The 22,435-nt window shown below is 43.8% G+C and carries 15 protein-coding genes; 6 read left to right on the forward strand and 9 right to left on the reverse strand.

Features of this window, described 5'->3' with window-relative positions; genetic code table 11:
- The first annotated feature begins 8 nt into the window (after positions 1–8).
- On the forward strand, positions 9–506 hold the full coding sequence (locus W293_RS0115325; RefSeq protein WP_025653262.1) for a CvpA family protein: 498 nt from the start codon (positions 9–11) through the stop codon (positions 504–506).
- 331 nt (positions 507–837) lie between these two features.
- Entirely contained in the window at positions 838–2,373 is a 1,536-nt protein-coding gene (gene purF / locus W293_RS0115330) for an amidophosphoribosyltransferase (protein ID WP_025653263.1), read from the forward strand.
- Positions 2,374–2,659: 286 nt separating this feature from the next.
- Here purF and W293_RS0115335 read toward each other — a convergent pair whose 3' ends face one another.
- The 7 genes from W293_RS0115335 to yajC form a co-directional block, all read right to left on the reverse strand.
- Positions 2,660–3,193 carry a DUF2058 domain-containing protein gene (locus W293_RS0115335; protein ID WP_025653264.1) on the reverse strand — a complete coding sequence of 178 codons (534 nt, stop codon included), beginning with the start codon at positions 3,191–3,193 and terminating at the stop codon, positions 2,660–2,662.
- Positions 3,194–3,737: 544 nt separating this feature from the next.
- Complete coding sequence (locus W293_RS0115340; protein WP_025653265.1) at positions 3,738–4,094, reverse strand: AzlD domain-containing protein; 357 nt, start codon at positions 4,092–4,094, stop codon at positions 3,738–3,740.
- Positions 4,084–4,815 (reverse strand): AzlC family ABC transporter permease, encoded by a 732-nt coding sequence (locus W293_RS0115345; RefSeq protein ID WP_025653266.1) that lies wholly within the window; start codon positions 4,813–4,815, stop codon positions 4,084–4,086. Before W293_RS0115345 ends, W293_RS0115340 begins: the two co-directional genes overlap by 11 nt.
- A 391-nt stretch (positions 4,816–5,206) precedes the next feature.
- A complete protein-coding gene (locus W293_RS0115350; protein ID WP_025653267.1) occupies positions 5,207–6,628 on the reverse strand; it encodes an MATE family efflux transporter in 1,422 nt (473 codons plus the stop codon).
- Positions 6,629–6,863: 235 nt separating this feature from the next.
- Entirely contained in the window at positions 6,864–8,132 is a 1,269-nt protein-coding gene (secF, locus tag W293_RS0115355; RefSeq protein WP_025653268.1) for a protein translocase subunit SecF, read from the reverse strand.
- Positions 8,133–8,141: 9 nt separating this feature from the next.
- Positions 8,142–10,019, reverse strand: a complete 1,878-nt coding sequence (secD, locus tag W293_RS0115360) for a protein translocase subunit SecD (RefSeq protein WP_025653269.1) — start codon at positions 10,017–10,019, stop codon at positions 8,142–8,144.
- Positions 10,020–10,290: 271 nt separating this feature from the next.
- Entirely contained in the window at positions 10,291–10,617 is a 327-nt protein-coding gene (yajC, locus tag W293_RS0115365; RefSeq protein WP_025653270.1) for a preprotein translocase subunit YajC, read from the reverse strand.
- 1,409 nt (positions 10,618–12,026) lie between these two features.
- On the opposite strand from yajC, the gene W293_RS0115370 reads away from it, so the two are divergent.
- From W293_RS0115370 to W293_RS0115380, 3 genes are all read left to right on the forward strand, one after another.
- Positions 12,027–13,301: a CNNM domain-containing protein gene (locus W293_RS0115370; protein ID WP_084212346.1), complete on the forward strand. Its 1,275-nt coding sequence runs from the start codon at positions 12,027–12,029 to the stop codon at positions 13,299–13,301.
- Positions 13,302–13,609: 308 nt separating this feature from the next.
- The gene (locus W293_RS0115375; RefSeq protein WP_025653272.1) at positions 13,610–14,104 is read left to right on the forward strand and encodes a hypothetical protein; all 495 of its coding nucleotides are present in this window, start codon (positions 13,610–13,612) and stop codon (positions 14,102–14,104) included.
- Between the two features lie 276 nt (positions 14,105–14,380).
- Entirely contained in the window at positions 14,381–17,392 is a 3,012-nt protein-coding gene (locus W293_RS0115380; RefSeq protein ID WP_025653273.1) for a LysM peptidoglycan-binding domain-containing protein, read from the forward strand.
- A gap of 180 nt (positions 17,393–17,572) precedes the next feature.
- Here the strand turns inward: W293_RS0115380 and W293_RS0115385 are convergent, their stop codons facing one another.
- Entirely contained in the window at positions 17,573–18,781 is a 1,209-nt protein-coding gene (locus tag W293_RS0115385; RefSeq protein WP_025653274.1) for a transglycosylase SLT domain-containing protein, read from the reverse strand.
- A gap of 1,034 nt (positions 18,782–19,815) precedes the next feature.
- Complete coding sequence (locus W293_RS0115390; RefSeq protein WP_025653275.1) at positions 19,816–20,649, reverse strand: Nif3-like dinuclear metal center hexameric protein; 834 nt, start codon at positions 20,647–20,649, stop codon at positions 19,816–19,818.
- A gap of 424 nt (positions 20,650–21,073) precedes the next feature.
- Here W293_RS0115390 and W293_RS0115395 point away from each other — a divergent pair, with 424 nt between their 5' ends.
- Positions 21,074–22,402, forward strand: coding sequence for a S1C family serine protease (locus W293_RS0115395; protein ID WP_025653276.1), 1,329 nt, complete (start codon positions 21,074–21,076; stop codon positions 22,400–22,402).
- Positions 22,403–22,435: the final 33 nt, after the last annotated feature.

Below are 22,435 nucleotides of genomic sequence, written 5' to 3' on the forward strand. Positions count from 1 at the left end.
CGTGACATATGAGTGGTCTAGATATTGTGATTGCTATTGTGGTCTTAATTGGCTTATGGCGCGGCTTTCAGGTAGGACTCATTAAGACAGCAGTCGGCTTGGCAGGTTGGTTTATTGCTCTTATTGCTGCCACGCGCTTGGCAGGCTCAGTTGCTCCGCAATTATCAGGTATCGTACAAAACCCTGTCTTGCAAATGGCAACGGCGTTCTTATTGGTCGTAATCATTATCTTAGCGATTATGCATATCGTCGCCTTTGCTTTTTCAGGGGTACTCAAAACCTTACGTCTGGGTATTGTTGACAAGATGGCAGGTGGCGTCCTTGGGGCGGCCAAAAATGTATTGATGGTATTAGTCGTTTTGAGTGTCAGCGCGCCCTTATTGGTAAAAATGCCGCAATGGCAAACCTCGGTGCTTGCTCCTGAACTGATGCCTTATGCGCCAATGGGTAAGGCTTTAGTCTCAGACGTGCTCGGTATGGCTTGGGATCAGGTCAATCAGTCTTAATACGCATAGTTTTTTAGACTTATTCTTCGTTTCTTAAGCCTGTTTTTTAAGCCTATTTTTTAACGTTTTAATACCAAAAATCATAACTGAGTCTTTGTAACTTATCCTTGATAAAAAATTATTCGATAGCATTTAGGGTTCATAAATTTCAATTTGTGAATGATTGATGGCTTTGCTGACTGTAGGTCAGTGAGCAAACTGTCATCAAGATTTTAAGCTTAAGCAACATCATCAGGTCAGCGGTAAGAGTAGATGGCTGTTTTTCATAAGCTACTGTCAAGCTTATGCCGTTATTGTGTTACTAATGTGTGGTTCAAAATAGGATATAACTATGTGTGGAGTCGTTGGGGTTGCAGCTCATGAGCCGGTCAATCAGATTCTTTATGATGGCTTAACAATGCTACAGCATCGCGGGCAAGACGCGGCAGGTATTGTGACTTTGCAAGATGGTCGGCTTTATTTACGTAAAGAAAACGGCATGGTACGTGACGTTTTTATGAATCGCCATATGATAAAACTGGTTGGCAAATTTGGCATCGGTCATGTTCGTTATCCAACGGCAGGCACGTCAAGCAGTGCAGAAGCGCAGCCGTTTTATGTCAATTCACCTTACGGTATTACGCTGGCGCACAATGGTAATTTGACCAATGCTGAGGGCTTGGCCAAGTCTCTATATAAAGAAGACCGTCGTCACCTGAATACTGATTCAGACTCGGAAGTACTGTTAAACGTGCTGGCGCATGAGATGCAGAATCTAGGAAAAACCCATCCAATGCCTGCCGAAATATTTGAAGCAGTCACAGCGGTTTATAGTCGTATTGAAGGCGCTTATGGCGTTGTTGCTTTAATCACAGGTCATGGCTTGCTTGCCTTCCGCGATCCAAACGGTATTCGCCCACTTATCTTTGGTGAACGTTTGGCAGCCAATGGCGGCACAGAATATATGGTTGCTTCAGAATCGGTCGCCTTGACTGGCTCTGGCTTCACTATTATTCGTGATGTCAAACCCGGTGAAGCGATTTTTATTGACTTAGACCATCAGCTACATACGCATCAGTGCGTCGAGCAGCAAGAATACACCCCTTGTATCTTTGAATACGTCTATTTTGCTCGTCCAGATTCCATCATGGACAATATCTCAGTCTATAAGTCGCGTCTGCGTATGGGCGAGAAGCTTGGTGATAAAATTCTTGCAGAATGGGGTGAAGATCACGATATTGATGTGGTTATTCCTATTCCAGATACCTCGCGTACCTCAGCGATGGAGCTGGCGCTTAAGATGAATATTAAGTACCGTGAAGGGTTTATGAAAAACCGTTATATCGGTCGTACTTTTATCATGCCAGGTCAGCAGCAACGCAAAAAATCAGTGCGTCAAAAGCTCAGTGCTGTACCGTTAGAGTTTAAAGGTAAAAACGTGCTATTGGTTGATGATTCGATCGTCCGTGGTACTACTTGTCATGAGATTATTCAAATGGCGCGTGATGCAGGTGCACGTAAAGTATTTTTTGCCAGTGCAGCGCCACCCGTAAAATATCCAAACGTGTATGGTATCGATATGCCAGTGCGTAGCGAGCTTATTGCTTCAGGGCATAGCGTTGAAGAAGTGCGTAAAATTATTGGTGCTGATCGTTTGATCTTCCAAGATTTAGACGATTTGATCGAAGCAGTAAAAGACACCAAATACAGTAAAGTCGAAGGTTTTGACTGTGCGGTATTTAATGGTTGCTACATTACTGGACAAATCAATGAAGCCTATCTTGAGCACCTACAAGAGCAGCGCAGTGAAACTGCTAAGACCGGAAAAAAAGGCGTGCAAATAGTGGCTGATACACCTGTAGATATGATGGGTGTAGAAGAGCTTTAAGCTGCTAAATACCTAAATTTTTAAATATAAAAAGGCTGGATTCTTGATAGAATCCAGCCTTTTTTTTGCGACTTAAAATAATGAGTATTTGTTTAAAAGGTGCGGTTTTTTCAATGTGTATAGTGAATGAAAAGTAATATTGATACACCACGCACTGCTGATATCCATTTTTCTTGCTGTGCCTGTGCAGAAAGAGGCTACAAAAAATTGATATCAGCAATAGCGTCGTATTTTTAGGATACTTTGACTATAGTATCGGTAACTGTCTAACATCTGATCAGCAAGACTACCACATGAGGTCATCTGGAATCACATAAGCGGCATAAGGATCGTCATCTGCTAACTCATTGTCTGAGGTATCGTTAGACACTACCATAAAGCCTTCTAGTTTTGCATCTATACGATCGGCCAAGGGGCGAGGAAGTAGAGCATAGCTTTCTTCCAAGCGTGCAATGACCACGTGACCTGCTACGATTTGATCGTATAGTTTTTGCGTGATAGAGATTTTTTTGACTTTAGTGTCGTCAACGAACTGATAATTGACTTCACCCTTTGTATCAGTGATTTGATGCTGCCTAATCATTTGGACGATATTGGCCTTTAGCATTTTCTCTTCTAAAAGCTGCTGTTTTTCTTGATTAAGCTTTTGATCCTTCTCCAGCTTTTTTGCTTGGGCTGCTGCCAATGCTTTTTTGGCTTCCACATTGGACGCATCACCAGTGCGCTTGGCATGTTCAGATTGCTTGCTTATCTTTTTGGCTTTTTTGCTATCAACCAATCCCGCTTTTAAAAGTTGAGCTTGTAGGGCATTCTTGGCCATAATTCCATTACCTAGATGATAAAAATAAAAATTAAATAGTAGCAAATTTTGCGGTGGCGTGTCGTTAATTCCTCTAATCTGCAAAAGATGGTACTGTTATACAAAATACGATTAATAATGATTAGGGCGTGTTGAACATTCACAAATAGGCACTGCTGATTGCTAAAATGGTTTCATACAAGGCGCAAGTCGACGATAATGTTAACACCTTAGCTAGACTTGCAACGCAGTATGGGGCAATTTTAGCATCAGCCCTTAGGGACAGGACTGTTTTTTGCCGCTTCTGTGTTAAAAATAGACGTTTAGAAAGACTAAACTTAAGATTTTTAACGTTGAATCGCCTAAAAAATAGTCTCTGTCAGTGCCATGGTCGAATGTTCAACACGCCCTAACCATTAAGCCAGTTTGGTAAACAACATTATGATGCGTGACTGGTAAAATTTTTCTTGCTTGCTGTGCCTACGCAGACAGAGGCTGCAAAAAACTTATACCAGTCACGCTGTCTCTTTTTTATATTGACCCGACTATAAGTAATGATTAGCGATTAAGCCAGTTGAGTGAATAACCAAAGCAAGCCATTAATCGCAGCGATGCCGACGATCATGCTCACCAATAATTGACGGCTAAAATGATAGACCAATAATACCAGAAGTAAAGCACCTATTTGAGCCATGAGTAAATGTAACTCTGCGCTTTGCATACCCGTACTTGCTGATAAGTCTTGATAGGAGAGACTGGTTAAAATAAGTAATACCATCACGGATAACGGTAAGCTCTCATTTAAACGGTGTAACCAAGGCGTATCCAGCAGCTTTTTGGGTATCAAGGCGGGAAGGGCGCGCGTAATAAAAGTGACGGCAGCCATAGCAAAGGTGGCAAAAATAAGGTAACTACTGCTCATCGGTGTCTCCTTGTACGCGGCGCTGCATCCACACACCACGGGCCAAAATCATCAGCATACAAAGGCTAATCGCTACCAATAACAGCCAGTTGCTAGTAAACAAAGAGGCAACGGCTAAAGCAATCACGGCAATAGCAATTGGGAAATAGCGCTTGATACTTTGAAACTGCTCATAGGCCAAAATCGCAAACAGACAAACCAAAGCAAAGTCTAAATGTGGTATCAAGTCACTAAGTGTGCTCCCTATCATCACGCCAATCGTACTCGCTAGCACCCACCAGCTTTGGTTAAACAAACTGATCGGTAGGATTAATGCCTGTCGAGACTCATTAGGTAAACTGGTCATGACCGAAAAAGTCTCGTCAGTTAGGGCAAATAAGCAGTATGTTTTGGCCAGTTTTTGTTTCGGTAAGTATTGTAATAACGGCATACCATAAAATACGTGGCGTAAATTAATAGCGGCGATATTCGTGGCCATATTGCCAATCGGTAAACCTGCACTTAGCATGGGCAAACAGGCGTATTGCGCCGCGCCCGCATACAAGACAATACTGAGCATAATCGTTGCCCATATAGGGATACCAGCCACTTGCGCCAGCACGCCAAAGGCGATGCCTGCAGGCAGATAGCCCATCGCGACTGGCAGGCTCTTTTTGAAGCCTCCTGCCCAATCATAGTGAGCGGCTTGTTGATGATTTAGTTCCTTTGAATGAATGGTCACATGACATCCTAATTTTCTAACAGTATTGTTTTTTGACTAGGGCGTGTTGAACATTCGACCATGGCACTGACAGAGACTATTTTTTAGGCGATTCAACGTTAAAAATCTTAAGTTTAGTCTTTCTAAACGTCTATTTTTAACACAGAAGCGGCAAAAAACAGTCCTGTCCCTACGGGCTGATGCTAAAATCGCCCCATACTGCGTTGCAAGTCTAGCTAAGGTATTAACATTATCGTCGACTTGCGCCTTGTATGAAACCATTTTAGCAATCAGCAGTGCCTATTTGTGAATGTTCAACACGCCCTATATTTTATAATGAAGGGCTAATTGTTATCCGATAAGGTTAAGAAAGTCCTATTTTTCAGGTAAATAAACCTTTAGGTAATCAATGCTAAACATTGGGCTGTAATTTTTCATAGCTACCAGTTTGATGTGCACGGTATAAAAACCCGCCGAGAATAATCAGCCTTAGCAGCAACAAACACCAAACGCTGAGCCAGATGCCAGTCATGTCCCACTGCTGATAGAGTAGCCAACTCAGAGGGAAAAATACCGCCGCCAATATAAGGGCAGCGTTACGAATGACATTACCCGCTGTTAAACCAAAGAATATGCCATCTAACCAATAAGCGCCAACGCCGACCAATGGTAATAGCACCGCATAAAGATGGTAATCATAGGCGAGTGTGAAGACTGGTTCAATATTGGTCATAAACTTCAAATAAGTTGGCATAGCAAGCCACCAAATCGTACTCAACATGATGGCAAGCCCATAGCTGACTACGCCAGTGCGTTTGACGATAATACGAAAACGTGGCCAATCACGTCGTCCTGCTGCTTGACCACTCAAGGTCTCAGCAGATACTGCGACACCATCGAGGGCAAATGCTGAAATACTTAGTACCTGCAATAAAATAGCGTTGGCCGCCAGAATGACATCACCGCTTTGCGCAGATAAGCGGGTAATCCAAGCAAAGCTCAATGTTAAGATCAGCGTACGAATAAAGATATCTTTATTGAGCGAAAATAGCCTAAGCATTTTATCTTTGGTGAAATGTTGCCGATCAGCAGTAAACAGCGCCGTCCAAGATATTTGTAGATGTTGACGACTTAACCATAGTGCTAATAATACCCCAGACCAAAATGCAATAGTCGTACCTAGTGCCACACCGACCAAGCCCATGTGCATGCCATACACAAAAAATAGCGTTAGAATGATATTAAGTAAGGCGATAAAGCCTTGTTGGTAGAGCATGTAGCGAGTCTTGCCCTGACCCGCAAACCAGCCTATAAAGGCAAAGTTCATTAGCTCAGCGATCACACCCCAAAAGCGCACATCCAAATAAGTCTTGGCAGCAAGGCCACTGTTAGGATTGGCAGATAATGCTTGCAGACCAAACTCTATTAACCAAGGTTTTGCCAGCAGTAACAGTGCGCCAATGATGAATGCCAACAATAACGCACGTTGCAAAATAGATAGCAGTGGTGAGGGCGCTAGATTCGGTTGTTTTGTCGTACTGCTGATAGCGTTGTCAACATGACTAGCCAATTGTCCCAATGCTTGTGCCGACAGTCCAGATGAGGCGTACTGTAAAAAATTAAAACTGACGAGCAATAAAGACAATAACTGTATGGCCAACCCCATACCAGCAAGCTTAGCGGTGTCATTCATATTACCGACAATGGCAGTATCAATGACGCTTTGAAGTGGCATTGCCAAATTGGCCAACAATACCGGCAAGGCAATAGCGATAATACGCGCGTAGCGAGTATCAATCGGTGGCATAGAGCGTGGCGGCGTAATAGTTGACATAGATGGCTCATTTTATACTTAACAGACAGAGGGTACAGAAAATCATTTTGCTTTCGGAATAAGCAATACATTTGATCGCTATATCGATAATTTATAGAACCATATAAAGATAAAAGCACCTAACACTCATTGATTATGAGTCAGGTGCTTTTATTGGTAGCTCACTTCCGTATAGTGAAAAACGGATTATAAGCTTGTTTGAATACTCTTCTATTTAAAGATTAACTAAGTTGCTTTAAATATTGTCTTGCTCAAACATTTTTGGATCATTAAAGGTCACAATTTCTTCTTCAAATTCAGGCTTAACCTTCACCACGAAATCATCACGAGATAGCCCCATACGTAGCGGGATAGAACTGGCGATATAGGTTGATGAATAAGTACCAGCCAGCAAACCGATGAACAGTGCAACCGAGAACCAATAGAGACCGTCACCGCCCAAGAACAACATGGCTAAAACAACCAGTAATACGGTTGAGATAGTCATAATGGTACGACGTAACGTCTCTGTTAATGATAAATCAATCGTTTGACGCGGCGTAATACCACGGACACGGCGGAAGTTCTCACGAATACGGTCATAGACAACGATGGTATCGTTCAAGGAATAACCGATCAATGCCAGAATAGCTGCCAAAACGGTCAGGTCAAACGGAAAGCCGAATAAGGCAAAGACACCAATGGTCACGATAGCATCGTGGAACAGTGACAGCACTGCACCTAGAGACAGCTTAAACTGGAAACGTAGCGCAACATAACCAAGCATACAAGCCAAGGCCAAGACCAGCGACATAACAGAGTTTAAGTAGACTTCATTACCTACTTGGCTACCAATGATATTTACATTACTGATTTCAACCGTGTTATTAGGCAATGCTAACGCGGCGCTAAGACTGGCATTGAGTCCGTCAATGTTGTCAGACTGAGGTGGTAAGCGAACTAGTAGCTCTTGACGTGTGCCAAGATACTGTACGACGGCATCATCGAAGCCATTGTCGGCCAAGGCTTTGACCACTTCTACTTGCTCAGCCGGCTGCTCGTAACGTACATCTGCTGATACACCACCAGTAAAATCTAGACCAAAATTTAGACCATTAACAGCAATCGCGATAATACTACCAATCACCATGAGTAACGATAAAATAGCCATTGGCTTTTCTATCTTCATAAAGGGGATAATGCGCTGGTTGCCGACGGCTTTGATACCACCCTCAGCTTGTGCAGCAGCATCCTCAGCGGCATCACTGATCAACTGACTCTGATCAATAGCAGTGCTCGTCTCTGCGGTTTGAGTCGTCAATGCTTGAGAATTTTGACCACCACGACGCGTTTTATTTTTACCCGATGCGGCTGTGGTAGGGTTGTTGGTTTTAGTATTGCTACCTTTACCATCACGACGTGGTTTGTTACGGCGGCGCGTACTGCCACTATTTGAGTCGCCATTTGAGCCATTTCGATCTGGGTTATTCTGTTGTTCTAGGGGATTATTCTTATCGATCGCCATATGTTTCTCCTAACCGATGCTCAAACGTTTGATAGATTTACGTTTACCGTAAGCAATTTGTACCAGAGCACGCGTTACCAAAATCGCGGTAAATAGCGAGCTGACAATACCAATAGCTAAAGTGACCGCAAAGCCTTTAATCGGACCGGTACCAATCGCAAATAAGATAAAGGCGACCAATAAGGTGGTGATGTTGGCATCGAAGATACTACTAAAGGCGCGATCAAAGCCGGCCACAATGGCGGATTTTGGTCGGACGCCATTTGCCAGCTCCTCACGTATTCGCTCAAAAATCAGCACGTTGGCATCGACTGCCATACCGATGGTCAAGACGATACCGGCAATACCGGGTAGGGTCAGTGATGAGCCTAAAATTGACATAATGGCAATGATAATGATGACGTTAATCGCTAGCGCCACGTTGGCAATGACCCCAAACAGACGGTAGAAAATGATCATAAAGGCAAAGACTAATAAGTAACCTACCTGCGTAGAAAACAGGCCTTTGTCAATATTCTCTTGACCCAATGAGGGGCCAATCGTGCGCTCTTCTACAAAATACATCGGTGCGGCTAAGGCGCCTGAACGTAGGAGTAATGCAAGTTCTGCCGCTTCTGCGCTACTATCAAGACCAGTAATACGGAAAGAGGAGCCCAGTACCGCTTGAATATTAGCGCGGTTGATGACTTTGGTTTCAGCATAAGGCGTACGTACTTCGACTGTTTCGCCAGTCGCTGGATCTTCTTCGTAAGTGATACGTTGCTTGTTTTCAATGAATAGCACGGCCATCTGTTTACCAACAGCAGTACGCGTGGCGTTTTGCATCAGCTTGCCACCAGCGCTGTCCAAAGTAATGCTGACTTCAGGTGAGCCGCTCTCATCAATACCCGTCTGCGCGTTAGTGACTTTATCACCGGTGACGATAGATTGGCGCTCTAAAAGTACTGGTGGACCATCAAGCGTCTCAAACGGGAATGCTTCGGTACCAGCAGGAGGAATACCGCCCATATAGTTTTCACTATCTTCAGCGACCATCCGGAACTCAAGGTTCGCTGTGCGACCAAGCACACGTTTGGCTTCTGCAGTATCTTGCACACCTGGCAATTCTACGACGATACGACTCGCGCCTTGTGATTGTACTAAGGCCTCTGTGACGCCAAGCTCAGCAATACGATTGCGTAGGGTCGTCAAGTTTTGATTGACCGCGTAGCTATTGATTTCATCTAGCGTGGCATCGTTGTACGCCAAAATCAGGGCAGGGCCTTGGTCATCAATAGAAGACTGTAAACTGAAGGTATTACCCATTGAGCCTTGCAAGACATTTTGTGCACGGTTACGCGCATCGGTATCAGCGAAATGCAGCATGATGCCTTGGTTTTCAGTTTTGATGCCTTTGATCGCGATACGCTCAGCCCGTAGGTCACGACGTACATCGCGGCTCGCACTAGTCAGGCGTTGATCGAGAGCCTTGTCCATGTCAACTTCTAGTACAAAACGAACACCACCGCGCAAATCGAGACCAAGCTTCATCGGCTTAGCACCGATATCACGCAGCCACTGCGGGGTCGTCTGCGCTAAGTTAAGCGCGACCACATAGTCTTCGCCCAGATTCTGGCGCAGTACTTCCTGAGCTTTGAGCTGCTCGACGGGGTTATCAAGACGTACCAGCGCACTGTTGCCTTCAAAGGTACCATCATGATTATTAATTCCAGCCTCTTCGAGTAAGCTTTGAGACTGGGTTAAGATACCATCAGACAGCTGCGTACCTGCTGCGGCACTTGTAATCTGTACGGCAGGTTCATCAGGATAGAGGTTAGGAGCAGCATACAGACCGGCAATGATTAGCACGACGGCAATCAGTAAGTATTTCCAAGCGGGATATTGCATAATCACTTCTTTAGGTTGATAAACTATTGGCGACGCAGGCCACAAGTTAGCAGATGGGAAGTTAGCGATAGCAATGGTTGAGTGCGGTATTTAGCAGTCGTCATCATGCACCATTGCGATCATCCGCGATGATAGTAAAGCGTAAAAGGTAAAGCGAAAAATGACCGTAAATAATGTACGGTCATTTTAAAGTTATTACAACTATTAATTCATAACTGCCATCAATTAGTAACAACTAATGTTCAATCATTATCAGATTTATTAATAACGATTAAACGCTTTCGATAGTGCCAGCTGGCAATACTGAGATGACAGAAGCACGTTGTACTTTGACATCCGTATTATTATTCAAGCTAACAACCGCGTAATCGCCTTCTATGGCTTTGATACGACCCATCAGTCCACCAGCAAAGATGATTTCGCTACCAACAGTCAACGCACTGACCATGGCGCGGTGCTCTTTGGTACGCTTAGACTGTGGGCGAATAACCAAAAAGTAAAAAATGGCAAAAAAAGCAACAGGTAATAAAATTTGGCCAAATAGTGATGCAGCACCAGCAGTTTCGGCGGCATGAGCAGCTTGGATAAATAAAAACATAATTTCTCTCAGTGAGTCATAGATAATAATAAATTAAACGCATAGTAACAAAAAATCCTAGACTTGGTAACTGTTAATCATAGGCTAGGCGTGTTTTTCTTAACGTACTGGCATACTAGGTCGCATCCTCAATTCTAGAGATAGTCATAATGAAGGTTTAAAAATGGCTATATCTAGGCCAACTCCCATCAAATACGCATATACTATCGACAGTATTTGGCTTGTTTACTTAGGGTCTGTTGAACATTCAAATGTGGCACTGGCAGTGGCTATTTTTTAGACAATACGCAGTGAAATTTTTGACGCCTAGTCATTCTAGGTTAGATAATTTCGCCATGTATCGGCAAAAAATAGCCCTGCCCTGAAAGGCTGATACTAAAATCACCCCAAACGTTGTTGTAAACCTAGCTAAGGTCTCGACATTATCGTCGGTTTACGCCTGATTTGATAAAAGTTTGGGACGATTTTAGCAATCAGCAATCCTAATATTTGAATGTTCAACAGACCCTCACATTTATCTTAATTTTTTAATCATTTTTAAAGAGAGAATGTGCCCTGAGATTTATTTCAGATTTATCGTTATTACAAAAATAGGGGTGCGTCTTATAAGGGTACGTCTTATAAGGTCTAGGAGTTGAATTCGTGCAAACCCTTAGTTATAAACCTCATTAATAAAGTAAGCATTATTAGCGCGCTATCGCTAGCAATATCTGTTTAAAAAATGCTATCAAGTTGAGCAAAGGGCTCAACAAAATGGCTCAAAACAACCTTTTTAATAAATAGTGACTTATTGTGCATTCACATCATCAGTGCTACTATCAAAAGACAATGATTGCCTGTATTTAGTGCACTCTCTATTGAGCCATATTCTGCCCACTATAAAACCGCGACAGCATCAACCTTGTTAACCATACTGGTATAATGCTTGTACTTGATTTGCTTTTATCAATTTATCGATATTATTGTGGATTGACTAGGGCGTGTTGAACATTCAACCATGGCACTGACAGAGACTATTTTTTAGGCGATTCAACGTTAAAAATCTTAAGTTTAGTCTTTCTAGACGTCTATTTTTAACACAGAAGCGGCAAAAAACAGTCCTGTCCCTACGGGCTGATGCTAAAATCGCCTCATACTGCGTTGCAAGTCTAGCTAAGGTATTAACATTATCGTCGACTTGCGCCTTGTATGAAACCATTTTAGCAATCAGCAGTGCCTATTTGTGAATGTTCAACACGCCCTATATAATAAGTGCTAATAGAGGATAAGAAAGCTGCGTTAATTGACCATTTATAAGTACGGTTTAGATTTATCATAGATGGTTTGTTGTCCGATGTGGTTTGCTTATTCTATCTCCCGATTCCTTTTTCTCTTTTATGTTTAGGTTACCTAACTTGTCCACCACTTCTATGTTTATACCTCGTTTGTGTCGTCCACGCGCTTGTCGTAAAGACGCTTCTGCTGAACCTCCCCCGACGATGGGTCATAACCCTCGCTTAGGCTTGGGCATAAAATCGTTGTCTCTGCTAACTGTATTGACCACTTTTATGTTGCCAAAAGCGGTATGGGCGGCTGAAGGCTTAGCAGAACCGACTGCTGCCAGTGTACTGCTGCTTATCTTGTTTGTGCTGATCGCTATTGGCATCTCGTTTATCTGCTCTCTGGCTGAGTCTGTTTTGCTGAGCATGACGCCTTCATACATTGCAGATATTCAAGAAAACAATCCCAAAAAAGGCCAAATGCTCAAGCAGCTAAAAGTTGACAATATCGATCAGTCGCTGGCTGCTATTTTGACACTAAATACCGCCGCTCATACGCTCGGCTCTATTGGTGCTGGTGCACAGGCCACGATTGTCTTCGGCAGTACGTGGTTTGGTGTCTTTTCGGCTATTATGACTTTGGCTATTTTGATATTTTCTGAAATTATTCCAAAAACGTTAGGCACGATGTATTGGCGCCGTTTAAGTGGCTTAGTTGCTTACTTTGTGCGCACGATAATTGTTGCGCTATACCCAGTCATTTGGTTCTCGGAGCGTCTGACTAAGCTATTGGTACGTGGTAAAGAGACCCATGTGTTTAGCCGTCGTGAGTTTGCCGCGCTTGCTAGTATTGGTGAAGAGTCTGGACAGATCGATCCACTAGAGTCTCGAATTATCCGCAATTTACTCGCATTTGGCGCTATTAAAGTCGAAGATATCATGACGCCGCGCTCGGTGATGCTGGCGTTCGAAGAAAACAAGACCGTGGCTGAATTGTTGGTTGATCGTCCTAAACTAACCTTTTCACGACTACCGATTTATGATGGTGACTTGGACAATATTACTGGTTTTGTCTTAAAAACAGATATGTTGTTGGCGAAAGTCAATCATGCTATGCATAAGCCATTGACTCAATTTAAACGCGATATCACCTTTGTATTTTCAAAAATGAAGTTGTTTGATTTGTTAGAGCTCATGCTAAAAAATCGTATCCATATTGCCATTACCGTGGGTGAATACGGTGAAGTAAAAGGTCTAGTCACCTTAGAAGATGTGTTTGAAACGTTATTGGGTCTAGAAATTGTTGATGAGATAGACCGCGTTGAAGATATGCAGGCGCTCGCACGGCAAATGATGGACAGACGCGTAGAGCGTTTGGGCATGAAGCTGAGCGATGATGAGCAGTATGAAGACAGTAATACATAAGCCATAGCATTACCATTGATGCGCCATACGTTGGGCTTCTGAGTCATGACAGTGCTGTTGACGTATGGTCAGTGCTTTAGAGTAATAAGTGCTGTAGGGTAATAAAGGTGTAAGGCGTTCATAGTAAAATGATATTCGCAATAATTACACAGGGTGTCACATGACTGTGAGAATTGAGTGATAGGCTAAAGCCACTATCCAACTATGCTGTGAACAGTATTAAACAAACAGCAAAATATAATTAAATAGTAAGTAAATGCCAAACGTCAATTAATGACAACAACGAAAAAGTATCGCTAAGGATTATCATGAAACGACTATGGGGAAAAGGGCTATTGGCTCTATTGCTAAAAAGTGCTGGTCTAGCAGCAGTTGTTGCTGTAGCAAGTACGGTCAGCATCACTGCGCAAGCGGCAACCATGACCGAAGATTTGGTGCAAAGCTATGCAGCTGCCATGAAGTCATCAGCGAATAATAAAAGCATCAATCAAGTCGCGCGTCTGGTCTCTGATGATGCGTTGATTTCATTATCAAGAAAAGGCAAATCTACCAGCTTAGACAAAGACGCTTATTTAAAGCTATTACAAAATAGCTGGAATGATACGTCTAATTATCGCTACGATATCTCGGTAGATAATGTTGTTATCACTGGCAATCAAGCTAAGGCAAATGTTACCACCAATGAGAGCTGGGTAAAAGATGGTCGTAATGTGTCATTCGTTACCACCTCGCGCGTCACTCTGACCCTATCTACTGGTAATGCCGTCCTGCTACGTGCTGTATCACAAGTCGCTATTAACTAAGCATTCAGTACTTGTAATCAGTGCTTATAGTCAGTAGTGATGGCTTATCGTTTATATTCAGCGCTGAGCTATAAAAAAGATAATAATCATCCAAAGTTTTAGTAGCTGTACGTCTAAACGTTCGATTTTTACATACGTTTATCATGTCGTCGTGGCTTTTAGAGTAATAGCTGATTATTATCTTTTATATTAGGCTAGTCTTTGTTTAACATTGCATACTATACTAGCCCTCAATATTACCTTATCAATTCTTGTCGTTAGGAAACTTCCAATATCATGTCTACTGTGCTATCAAACTCTCGCTCGTTTATTGCCTTACCCTTGACGCTCGCGGTATCGACTTTACTTATCAGTGCTTGTAGTAATACGTCAACGGTAAAAAATAAGGGCATGACCAACAGCTCAGCTGTGGTTACCAAACGTCCTACCACTCAAGCTGCTAAGCCAAGCACGAACGCTGATTATTCAACGGCGTTTTTAGATGCCGAGAGCTTAGACGAGCTGGCCGATTTGTTAGAAGCGACCGACATGACGATGGTTGAAGGTAATAAACTTGCCATTCAACAATACGGGGACTTGTGGAATCGCCTACGTGCAGGCTATCGCATGAACGGTGGACAGCCTGTTTATAACCAACGTATCGAAGGGCAAAAAGGTTGGTTTACTAGCAGACAGGATTATCTAAACCGTTTAACGGCACGTGCCAGTCGCTATCTATACCATACCGTACGAGAAGCTGAGCGTCGTAATATCCCTACTGAGCTTGCATTATTGCCGGTGATTGAGAGCTCCTATGATCCAAGTGGTACCAGTAGTGCCGCGGCCGCTGGCCTATGGCAGTTCATTCCGAGTACGGGCCGTATTTATGGTCTCAATCAAAGCAGTAGTTACGACGGTCGCCGTGATGTCATCGAATCGACCCGCGCTGCATATGACTTTTTGACAGCCCTACATAATCAGTTCGGTAGTTGGGAGCTGGCCTTGGCCGCTTATAACGCGGGTCCTGGTCGCGTGCAAAAAGCAATCGATGCCAATGCGGCTCGCGGTTTACCAACTGATTATTGGTCACTCAGATTACCGACTGAGACCATGAACTATGTACCACGCTTTTTGGCAGTGGCTGAAATTGTGGCAAAACCTGAGCAATATGGTGTCTACTTGCCTGCTATTGCCAACCGTCAGCATTTCCGTAGTGTGCCAGTGAACTATGGCGTTAGCTTAGCTGAAGTATCGCAAGTAACAGGCGTCAGTTACGACGAACTAGAAAGGCTGAATACTGCGCTGACGTCAGCCCGTGTTGATTCCTCAGGCCCGCAGCGTATCATTATTCCGAATGATGTAAGCCTTAATACTGATGCAAAATTAAGCTCATTACGAGGGAACGGTAGTAGTAATGTCATTGCTACGAGTAATACTAACCCGAATGCACCAACGACGCCAAGCTACAATAGCAAGCCGTACACCACCGGCACGTCATTGCCGTCTACAGGTAGTGCACTTGCAGATTATGCAGCGAGCGCCAGTGTGCCTCAGCAAACGACCAGTTATATCTCACCATCAGCCACGCCGACGAGCAGCTCTGTCTATAGTAACAATGCCGCTGTGCGTACTGAGCCACCACTGACCACGGCAGAAACCAACAAAATCAATGCGGAGCTCAAAAGTAGCAACAGTCTACCGACCACCTCTGCGCAGATTACCCAAAATAATACCATTGTCCAAGAGCCACCGCTAAGTAAAGAAGAGCGTGACTTTATTGCCAATCAAATTCGTAACAGTACGGCTGAAACCAACGTCATCAATGCGGATGGTAATATTAATTTATCTGCAGTACAGACGCAGCAGTCTATTCTAGAAGCGCGCGGCGAAGAGAAAAAACTGAGCTTCCCAAAAACCTCAGTCAGTAAGCCCAAGCCACAAGGCGCGCGCACCACTTATACCGTAAAACGCGGCGATACCTTATCAAACATCGCCACTCGTGCTGGTGTAAGCTGGCGTGACATCGCTGAATGGAACCAAATAGATGCTAGCGCTAAGCTACTATCTGGCAGCACATTATATTTATATGATGCTAAAACCATTGAGCCGATAAGTAGCAGTAGCACAAGCGCTGCTAGCCAGCCTGAGAGCTATGTGGTACAAAGCGGCGACACGCTCATTGGTACGGCCAATCGTTTCGGTTTATCAGTGACCCAACTCGCAAGTTATAACAACCTCAGCAGTCGCGCTGACTTGCTGAGAGGCCAAAAGCTGTGGTTGATTCCCGGTAAGGTCACGGCGCCAGCAACGACACCTGCTGCACCATCGACTAAACCAAGCAAGTCGTCGACAGCGACTAAGAACTACAAAGTCAAAGCAGGCGATGGTCTTATTGCCTTAGCACGTCAATTTAATATCTCAACCGAAACCTTAGCCAGTCTTAACAACATCGGTACTACTAACTCTTTATACGTGGGTCAGACGTTAAAAGTACCGGCTAGCGTAGATTTTAATTCTACTAATAGCAGCACTAGTACTAGTAGTTCGACTAGTAGCGCAAGCTCTTCAGTACCAACGACCAACTATAAAGTAAAATCAGGTGATACCTTAATCGGCATTGCCAATAGTGTGGGCGTCAGTGCGGCAGAGTTGGCTGCGGTGAATAGCAACTTCGATGCTAAGGCGCGTCTACAACGCGGCCAAACGATCAAAGTTCCAGCTTCTAAGGAATTGGTTGATCGTCAGTTAAATGACAAGGCGGTCAGTTATAAAGTAAAATCAGGAGATACCTTAACGGGTGTCGCTCAACGTTACAATATTGGTTTGGGCGATTTGGCAGCAGCCAACAACTTAAAAACCAACTCTAACTTGATATTGGGTCGTACGATTACCATTCCTGCTAACGGTAGTGCTCCTGCCAAAGCTACTTCTAGTACTAGTAATCAAAGTACTAGCAACAGCGCTGCTAGTACCACGACCAGTACAGCCAGTAGTGGCAAAAAACTGGGCAATACTGAGAGTTATAAAGTCAAATCAGGCGATGGCTTAATCGCGCTGGCTCGTCAGTTTGGTATTGCAGTCGAAGATTTGGCAGCGACCAATGATCTCGCGACCAATGCTCAGCTACAGCGTGGCCAAACCATCAAAGTCCCTAAAGCAACGGTAAGCTATACGGTTGGTTCAGGGGATAGTTTGATTGGTCTCGCCCGTAAGTATGGGGTGTCGACTCAAGAGCTTGCGGATATGAACAATATAAAAGCTGATACCATGCTACAGCGTGGTCAGCGTCTAACCGTACCAAATCGCTAATATAGTCGCATTTAGTACAGGTTAAAAATCAAAAAAGCTGCTCTTATAAAAGAGCAGCTTTTTTATTGGAAAAGTTTTATACGTATTTTATTCAAAAGCTTTTATTACGAAGCTTTTACTATGAGTCTTCTACTATCAGGCTTTAAAACAGAAGAATCATTAAACCAAAAAGAAGGGTCATTAAACGGTTTGCGTCTTGATAGTTTCAAGATAGCTCCTAATGTTACTGACATAATGCATCGCTTGTCCATAACGGCTATTAGACGCTCTATTTTCAGCAAGGTAGGCATAAACGTTCGCCCAGCTTTTGTCATCTATGCCCTGAGCTCTCAATTTACGCTGAATGCTTTTTACTGCGTTCGGCCCCATATTATAGCCCGCCAGTGCAAACCAAATACGATCGGTTTTGGGTACATCGGCAAAGTCTGATTTCATTTGCTCTAGATAACGCGCACCACCACCGATACTCTCATAAGGGTCGACACGATTAGACACGCCCATCGCCTTTGCGGTGTTATTGGTCAGCATCATAATGCCGCGTACCCCAGTCGGCGATACCGCATTGGCATCAAGATGTGATTCTTGATAGCCCATCGCCACCAGCAATTCCCAATCATGATTGTAGTTGCGCGCTTGCTCTTCAAAAGACGACTGATAATCAGGCAGCTTTTCTGTCAGCGTTTTTTGGAAATGGTCTTGGCTATACGCATCTTTTAACAAGTTCTGATTATAAAAAGCGGCCAGCTTTTGGGTGTTTTGAAGCTTGATACTGTCGCATAGGAAGTAACTGGCTTTTTGCGATAGCGGATCATTGGCTGAATTAAATGTCCAACTGACTTTTGGATGTAGACCGTTTTTGGTCAAACTGGCATCATAGCCGCAGCTAACATTGACAGAAGACAAATTCAGCTGGCTTTTGAGTTGGGTGCTGGCAGTCGTCAACGCCATATCAGCATTACCTGATTTTACCGCTTTGAGTGCGGCTTCTTCAGTCGCATAGGCTTTTAGATCGACGTCCACACCCAGCTCATCGGCATAGGTACGTACCAAATCATAACCAAAGCCGTGCTGAAAACCGTCCGTCGCAAAATAAGTACTATCCCCAGGGACAGCAGCGATGGTCAAGGTGTTCTCCAACATGACATGGTCATAGGCTGGCACCTGCGCACCCATGGTGGTAAAACTCTCAGCAGGCAAAGAGAGCAGGGCGATACTAGAGACTTGTGCCAGTTTCTTGGTTCTGGCAAAACGACTTGAGGTAACAGGGTTAACGAATGTAACGAGGTTACTTTTAGTGTTCAGTAGGCGTTTGGACGGACGCAGTAAATATGAGATACGGCGTTTGGCCCCTTGCGCAGATACTTTTACACGATAAGTAATACGCTGCATGGATGTCTCCTAATTTTAGCCATCCTTCTTACCGCAAAAACACATACAAACATATGACCATAATATTGACATATATCGATATTGCCTCTTAAATAAAGTCGCATCTCTTAATGGGACAAATGCCACTCTATTTGTTTGACTATAGCGCCACTAGCGTACTCTCTCTAAGAGTTAGTGGGGTAGTTTGTCGTCAGCCAGCTATCGGTGCGTTATCAAAGCGTTCTAAAATACTATTTTTAAATTGATTTTAAAAACCGGACGCACAACGACGCGAAGGATATAAATCAGATGATTCCTTCATCGATAACTAAATATGGCTAGTGGCCAAACAACTATATGTCAAACACAGGTAAGGTCATGATTAAGTCATTGAGACAAAGACATCGCATAAAATCTTGATATAATAATTTGCTAATTAAGCAAATACATTCATCTGTTTTTACGATGCTAACTTTTATGGCTGGCTATACCTTGAATCATTAGTAATAGGATAGCTGGCTGTTAAAGTTTCTTGTCCAGCAATAAGGGTAAGTAAAATAACCAAGCTTGATAATTTTTATCGCTTCTTATCAAACAGGTGATTTAATACCATCATCGCGACACTAAAAATAAAAAAATACTATGTTGCTAACATATGTAGTGCAAGCATAGTATTTCAATGGATAGCGGTTTAAAGCCTTACCACTTATGTAGCATGATAAAGTCTTAAACAACTACCAGCATTATTTTAGTGCCATAACCGGAAGCTGTAATAAATGGGAAGTTTCATGACAAAACGTTCTTTCTTCAAGTACCAATATGCGGTTATATCGTAGATTATTCAAGTTAAGTTAAGAAAAGAGCGATAAAACTTAACAATTAGGCTATAGACGGTAAGAAATCCACTCGTTATCGCTACATTCGCTAAAGTTTTATTAACATGCGTAACAGACTGAATATCGTTTATTCGAATGAGTGCACTGTTTTGCTCATCTTTATAATGACCAATCGTAATGACTAAGACTAAGACTAAGTGTAATGACTGATTGTAAAAGCTAGGCTGGATTATCAATATCAATAAATGTTACTGGTAGTCCAAATTGCTGAGCAATGATATCGCCTAATGCTTGAATACCACCACGTTCAGTTGCGTGATGACCACAAGCAAAATAATCAATCCCCAGCTCGCGCGCAAGGTGGGTGGTACGCTCGGATATTTCACCAGAAATAAAAGCATCACAACCCATCAAGGCCGCTTGCTCAATCATGTCTTGCGCGCCGCCTGTGCAAATGCCCACACGCTCGATAAGCCTATCGTTCGGTCGCTCATCATCAGTATTGGTAGCGGTTTTATAGTTGGCCGAAATATGTAAGGGTATACGCCCTAATGCCTTGGTAATTTGAGCAATAAGACTTTGAGCATTCTGTGGCTCACAAATCGCAATATTACCAACAGGGTGCGCCTCATGAGGATAAAGGGGCCCAATAATTGTCATATCGAGCAAGTCGGCAAGTTTTGCGTTGTTGCCAATAACTGGATGGGCATCTAGGGGTAAGTGATAGCCAAGCATCGATATGCCGTGCTGCATTAATTTACGGATACGTCGACCTTTCATACCCGTAATGGGCGCGGGTTCCCCTTTCCAAAAATAACCATGATGCACCACAATAGCGCCGGCGTTATCAGCAATAGCGGCATCAATTAAAGCTTCACAGGCGGTCACACCCGTAACGATACGCTGAATCGGACGTCCGCCATCTACTTGTAGACCGTTTGGCGCATAGTCTTGAAAGGCGCTAGCAGACAGATACTCGTCGCAAAAAGTGGCTAAGCTTTGCGCGGTAACAATTGTATTGGTTGGGACAGTTAAGCTATCATTGGCTGTCATCGTTTTTCCTTGTCGTGGCGTTGTATCATTATGGCGTTTCATCTTTATCATGTTTCATTTTATAGCGCCAATTTATCAATTTGATTGATTGATTTCGTTGGTCAATGTGGCGCTTGATTAATCATGACTAAAAGCAGATGCCTTTTTATAGTCATCATTTTAACATGGTGGTGTCAAAGAGTAGACAAGGCTAATAACTCAAATGGTACACGATACGTTACCAATTAAAGGCATGGGCGGGTATAATTTGCATACGTGAGTTTGCCTGATTATTAGGTTTTAATCAGTGCTTGTAATCCATATTTGTAATCCATACTTGTAATCCGTTAAGCACAGCCAGCCACTCAATAGTATCTACTTAGCACAAAGTGTCTCATCTTATTGGTCATTGCCTGTTTGTATCAAATTTATAGAGGTTTTATCTATGTCGCCAGCCCCGAACACCAACAACAAGACGTCTCTATTAAAATGGTTACCGTGGATTTTATTACTGTTAGTGCTTGCAGCGTTTATCTGGTTATTCACCAGTATGAAAACGCCGTCAGAAGCCACTTGGGAGCCACCAAGAACCTCGGCTGCTGAGCAGGCAGCGTCGGAACCTGTAGCCGATACGCCAACGCCTATTTCCTCTTATCATAATGCCGTTAGCCGTGCGTCGCAGTCAGTGGTCAACATCTATACGACACAGACCATGGCGGAGCATCCTTATATGGATGATCCTGTGTTGCGCCGCTTCTTTGAGTTCCATGGTGGACCGCCACAAGATCAAGGCCCAACCAACTTGGGCTCGGGTGTGATTGTGTCAGAAGACGGCTTTATCGTCACCAATGCGCACGTAATCGAAAAGGCAGATGAGATTACCGTTGCCTTTAATGATGGTCGTAAGAGTCGCGCTAAGCTTATCGGTACCGACCCAGACAGTGATTTGGCAGTGATTCGGGTCGACATGACTGGATTGACACCGTTAGGCTTCCGTGAAGAACCTATTAAAGTGGGAGACATTGCATTAGCGATTGGTAATCCGTTCGGTGTCGGTCAAACAGTGACGCAAGGGATTATTTCAGCAACGGGTCGTACTGGACTTGGGGTCAATAAGTTTGAAGACTTTATCCAAACCGATGCCGCTATCAATCCCGGTAACTCGGGCGGCGCACTGGTTGATGCGCGCGGTGAATTGGTTGGTATTAATACGGCTATTTACTCACGCTCTGGTGGCTCGATGGGCATTGGTTTTGCTATCCCGACCGCCCTAGTTGAGCAAGTGATGAATGCTCTGATCAAAGATGGTAAGGTCAGTCGCGGCTGGCTAGGTATTGAGATACAGTCGCAGCTTCGGGATCCGACGCAGCTTGAAACCTCGACGGGTGTAGAAGTGCTAAATGTTATCGATAAAGGTCCAGCTGCCAAGAGTGGTCTGCGCGTTGGCGATATCATCCTGACGATTGATGGCGTTGAGATGACCGATGCCAACACGCTGATTCAGTATGTCGCTCGCAAACCACCCAATACTGAGCTAAACGCCCAGATATTACGCCGTGGTAAAAATGCGCAAGTGAAGATACTGTTAGAGGAGCGTCCTGTGCAAGAGCCAGTCGAGCGCCCTGTTATTATCGAAGATGAGACCATGAATGGTCTTGGTCAACCCAACATGCAAGACGGTGGACAAGAGACGCCCATGATGTCAGAAGCCGAGCGTGACCGTATGCGTGAAGAGCTGCTAAAACTGTTTGACCAAGATGGCGTGGCTCAGTAGTTTCTTGGGTCAGAATAATTGGCGCAAGGGCTC

The organism is Psychrobacter sp. TB67 (assembly GCF_000511065.1).
GTDB lineage: Bacteria > Pseudomonadota > Gammaproteobacteria > Pseudomonadales > Moraxellaceae > Psychrobacter > Psychrobacter okhotskensis.

Excerpts from the sequence above, each read along its gene's own strand:
- W293_RS0115325 (WP_025653262.1), top strand. The coding sequence starts at position 9 with ATGAGTGGTCTAGATATTGTGATTGCTATTGTGGTCTTAATTGGCTTA.
- purF (WP_025653263.1), top strand. The coding sequence starts at position 838 with ATGTGTGGAGTCGTTGGGGTTGCAGCTCATGAGCCGGTCAATCAGATT.
- W293_RS0115335 (WP_025653264.1), bottom strand. The coding sequence starts at position 3,193 with ATGGCCAAGAATGCCCTACAAGCTCAACTTTTAAAAGCGGGATTGGTT.
- W293_RS0115340 (WP_025653265.1), bottom strand. The coding sequence starts at position 4,094 with ATGAGCAGTAGTTACCTTATTTTTGCCACCTTTGCTATGGCTGCCGTC.
- W293_RS0115350 (WP_025653267.1), bottom strand. The coding sequence starts at position 6,628 with ATGTCAACTATTACGCCGCCACGCTCTATGCCACCGATTGATACTCGC.
- secF (WP_025653268.1), bottom strand. The coding sequence starts at position 8,132 with ATGGCGATCGATAAGAATAATCCCCTAGAACAACAGAATAACCCAGAT.
- secD (WP_025653269.1), bottom strand. The coding sequence starts at position 10,019 with ATGCAATATCCCGCTTGGAAATACTTACTGATTGCCGTCGTGCTAATC.
- yajC (WP_025653270.1), bottom strand. The coding sequence starts at position 10,617 with ATGTTTTTATTTATCCAAGCTGCTCATGCCGCCGAAACTGCTGGTGCT.
- W293_RS0115370 (WP_084212346.1), top strand. The coding sequence starts at position 12,027 with ATGTTTATACCTCGTTTGTGTCGTCCACGCGCTTGTCGTAAAGACGCT.
- W293_RS0115375 (WP_025653272.1), top strand. The coding sequence starts at position 13,610 with ATGAAACGACTATGGGGAAAAGGGCTATTGGCTCTATTGCTAAAAAGT.
- W293_RS0115380 (WP_025653273.1), top strand. The coding sequence starts at position 14,381 with ATGTCTACTGTGCTATCAAACTCTCGCTCGTTTATTGCCTTACCCTTG.
- W293_RS0115385 (WP_025653274.1), bottom strand. The coding sequence starts at position 18,781 with ATGCAGCGTATTACTTATCGTGTAAAAGTATCTGCGCAAGGGGCCAAA.
- W293_RS0115390 (WP_025653275.1), bottom strand. The coding sequence starts at position 20,649 with ATGACAGCCAATGATAGCTTAACTGTCCCAACCAATACAATTGTTACC.
- W293_RS0115395 (WP_025653276.1), top strand. The coding sequence starts at position 21,074 with ATGTCGCCAGCCCCGAACACCAACAACAAGACGTCTCTATTAAAATGG.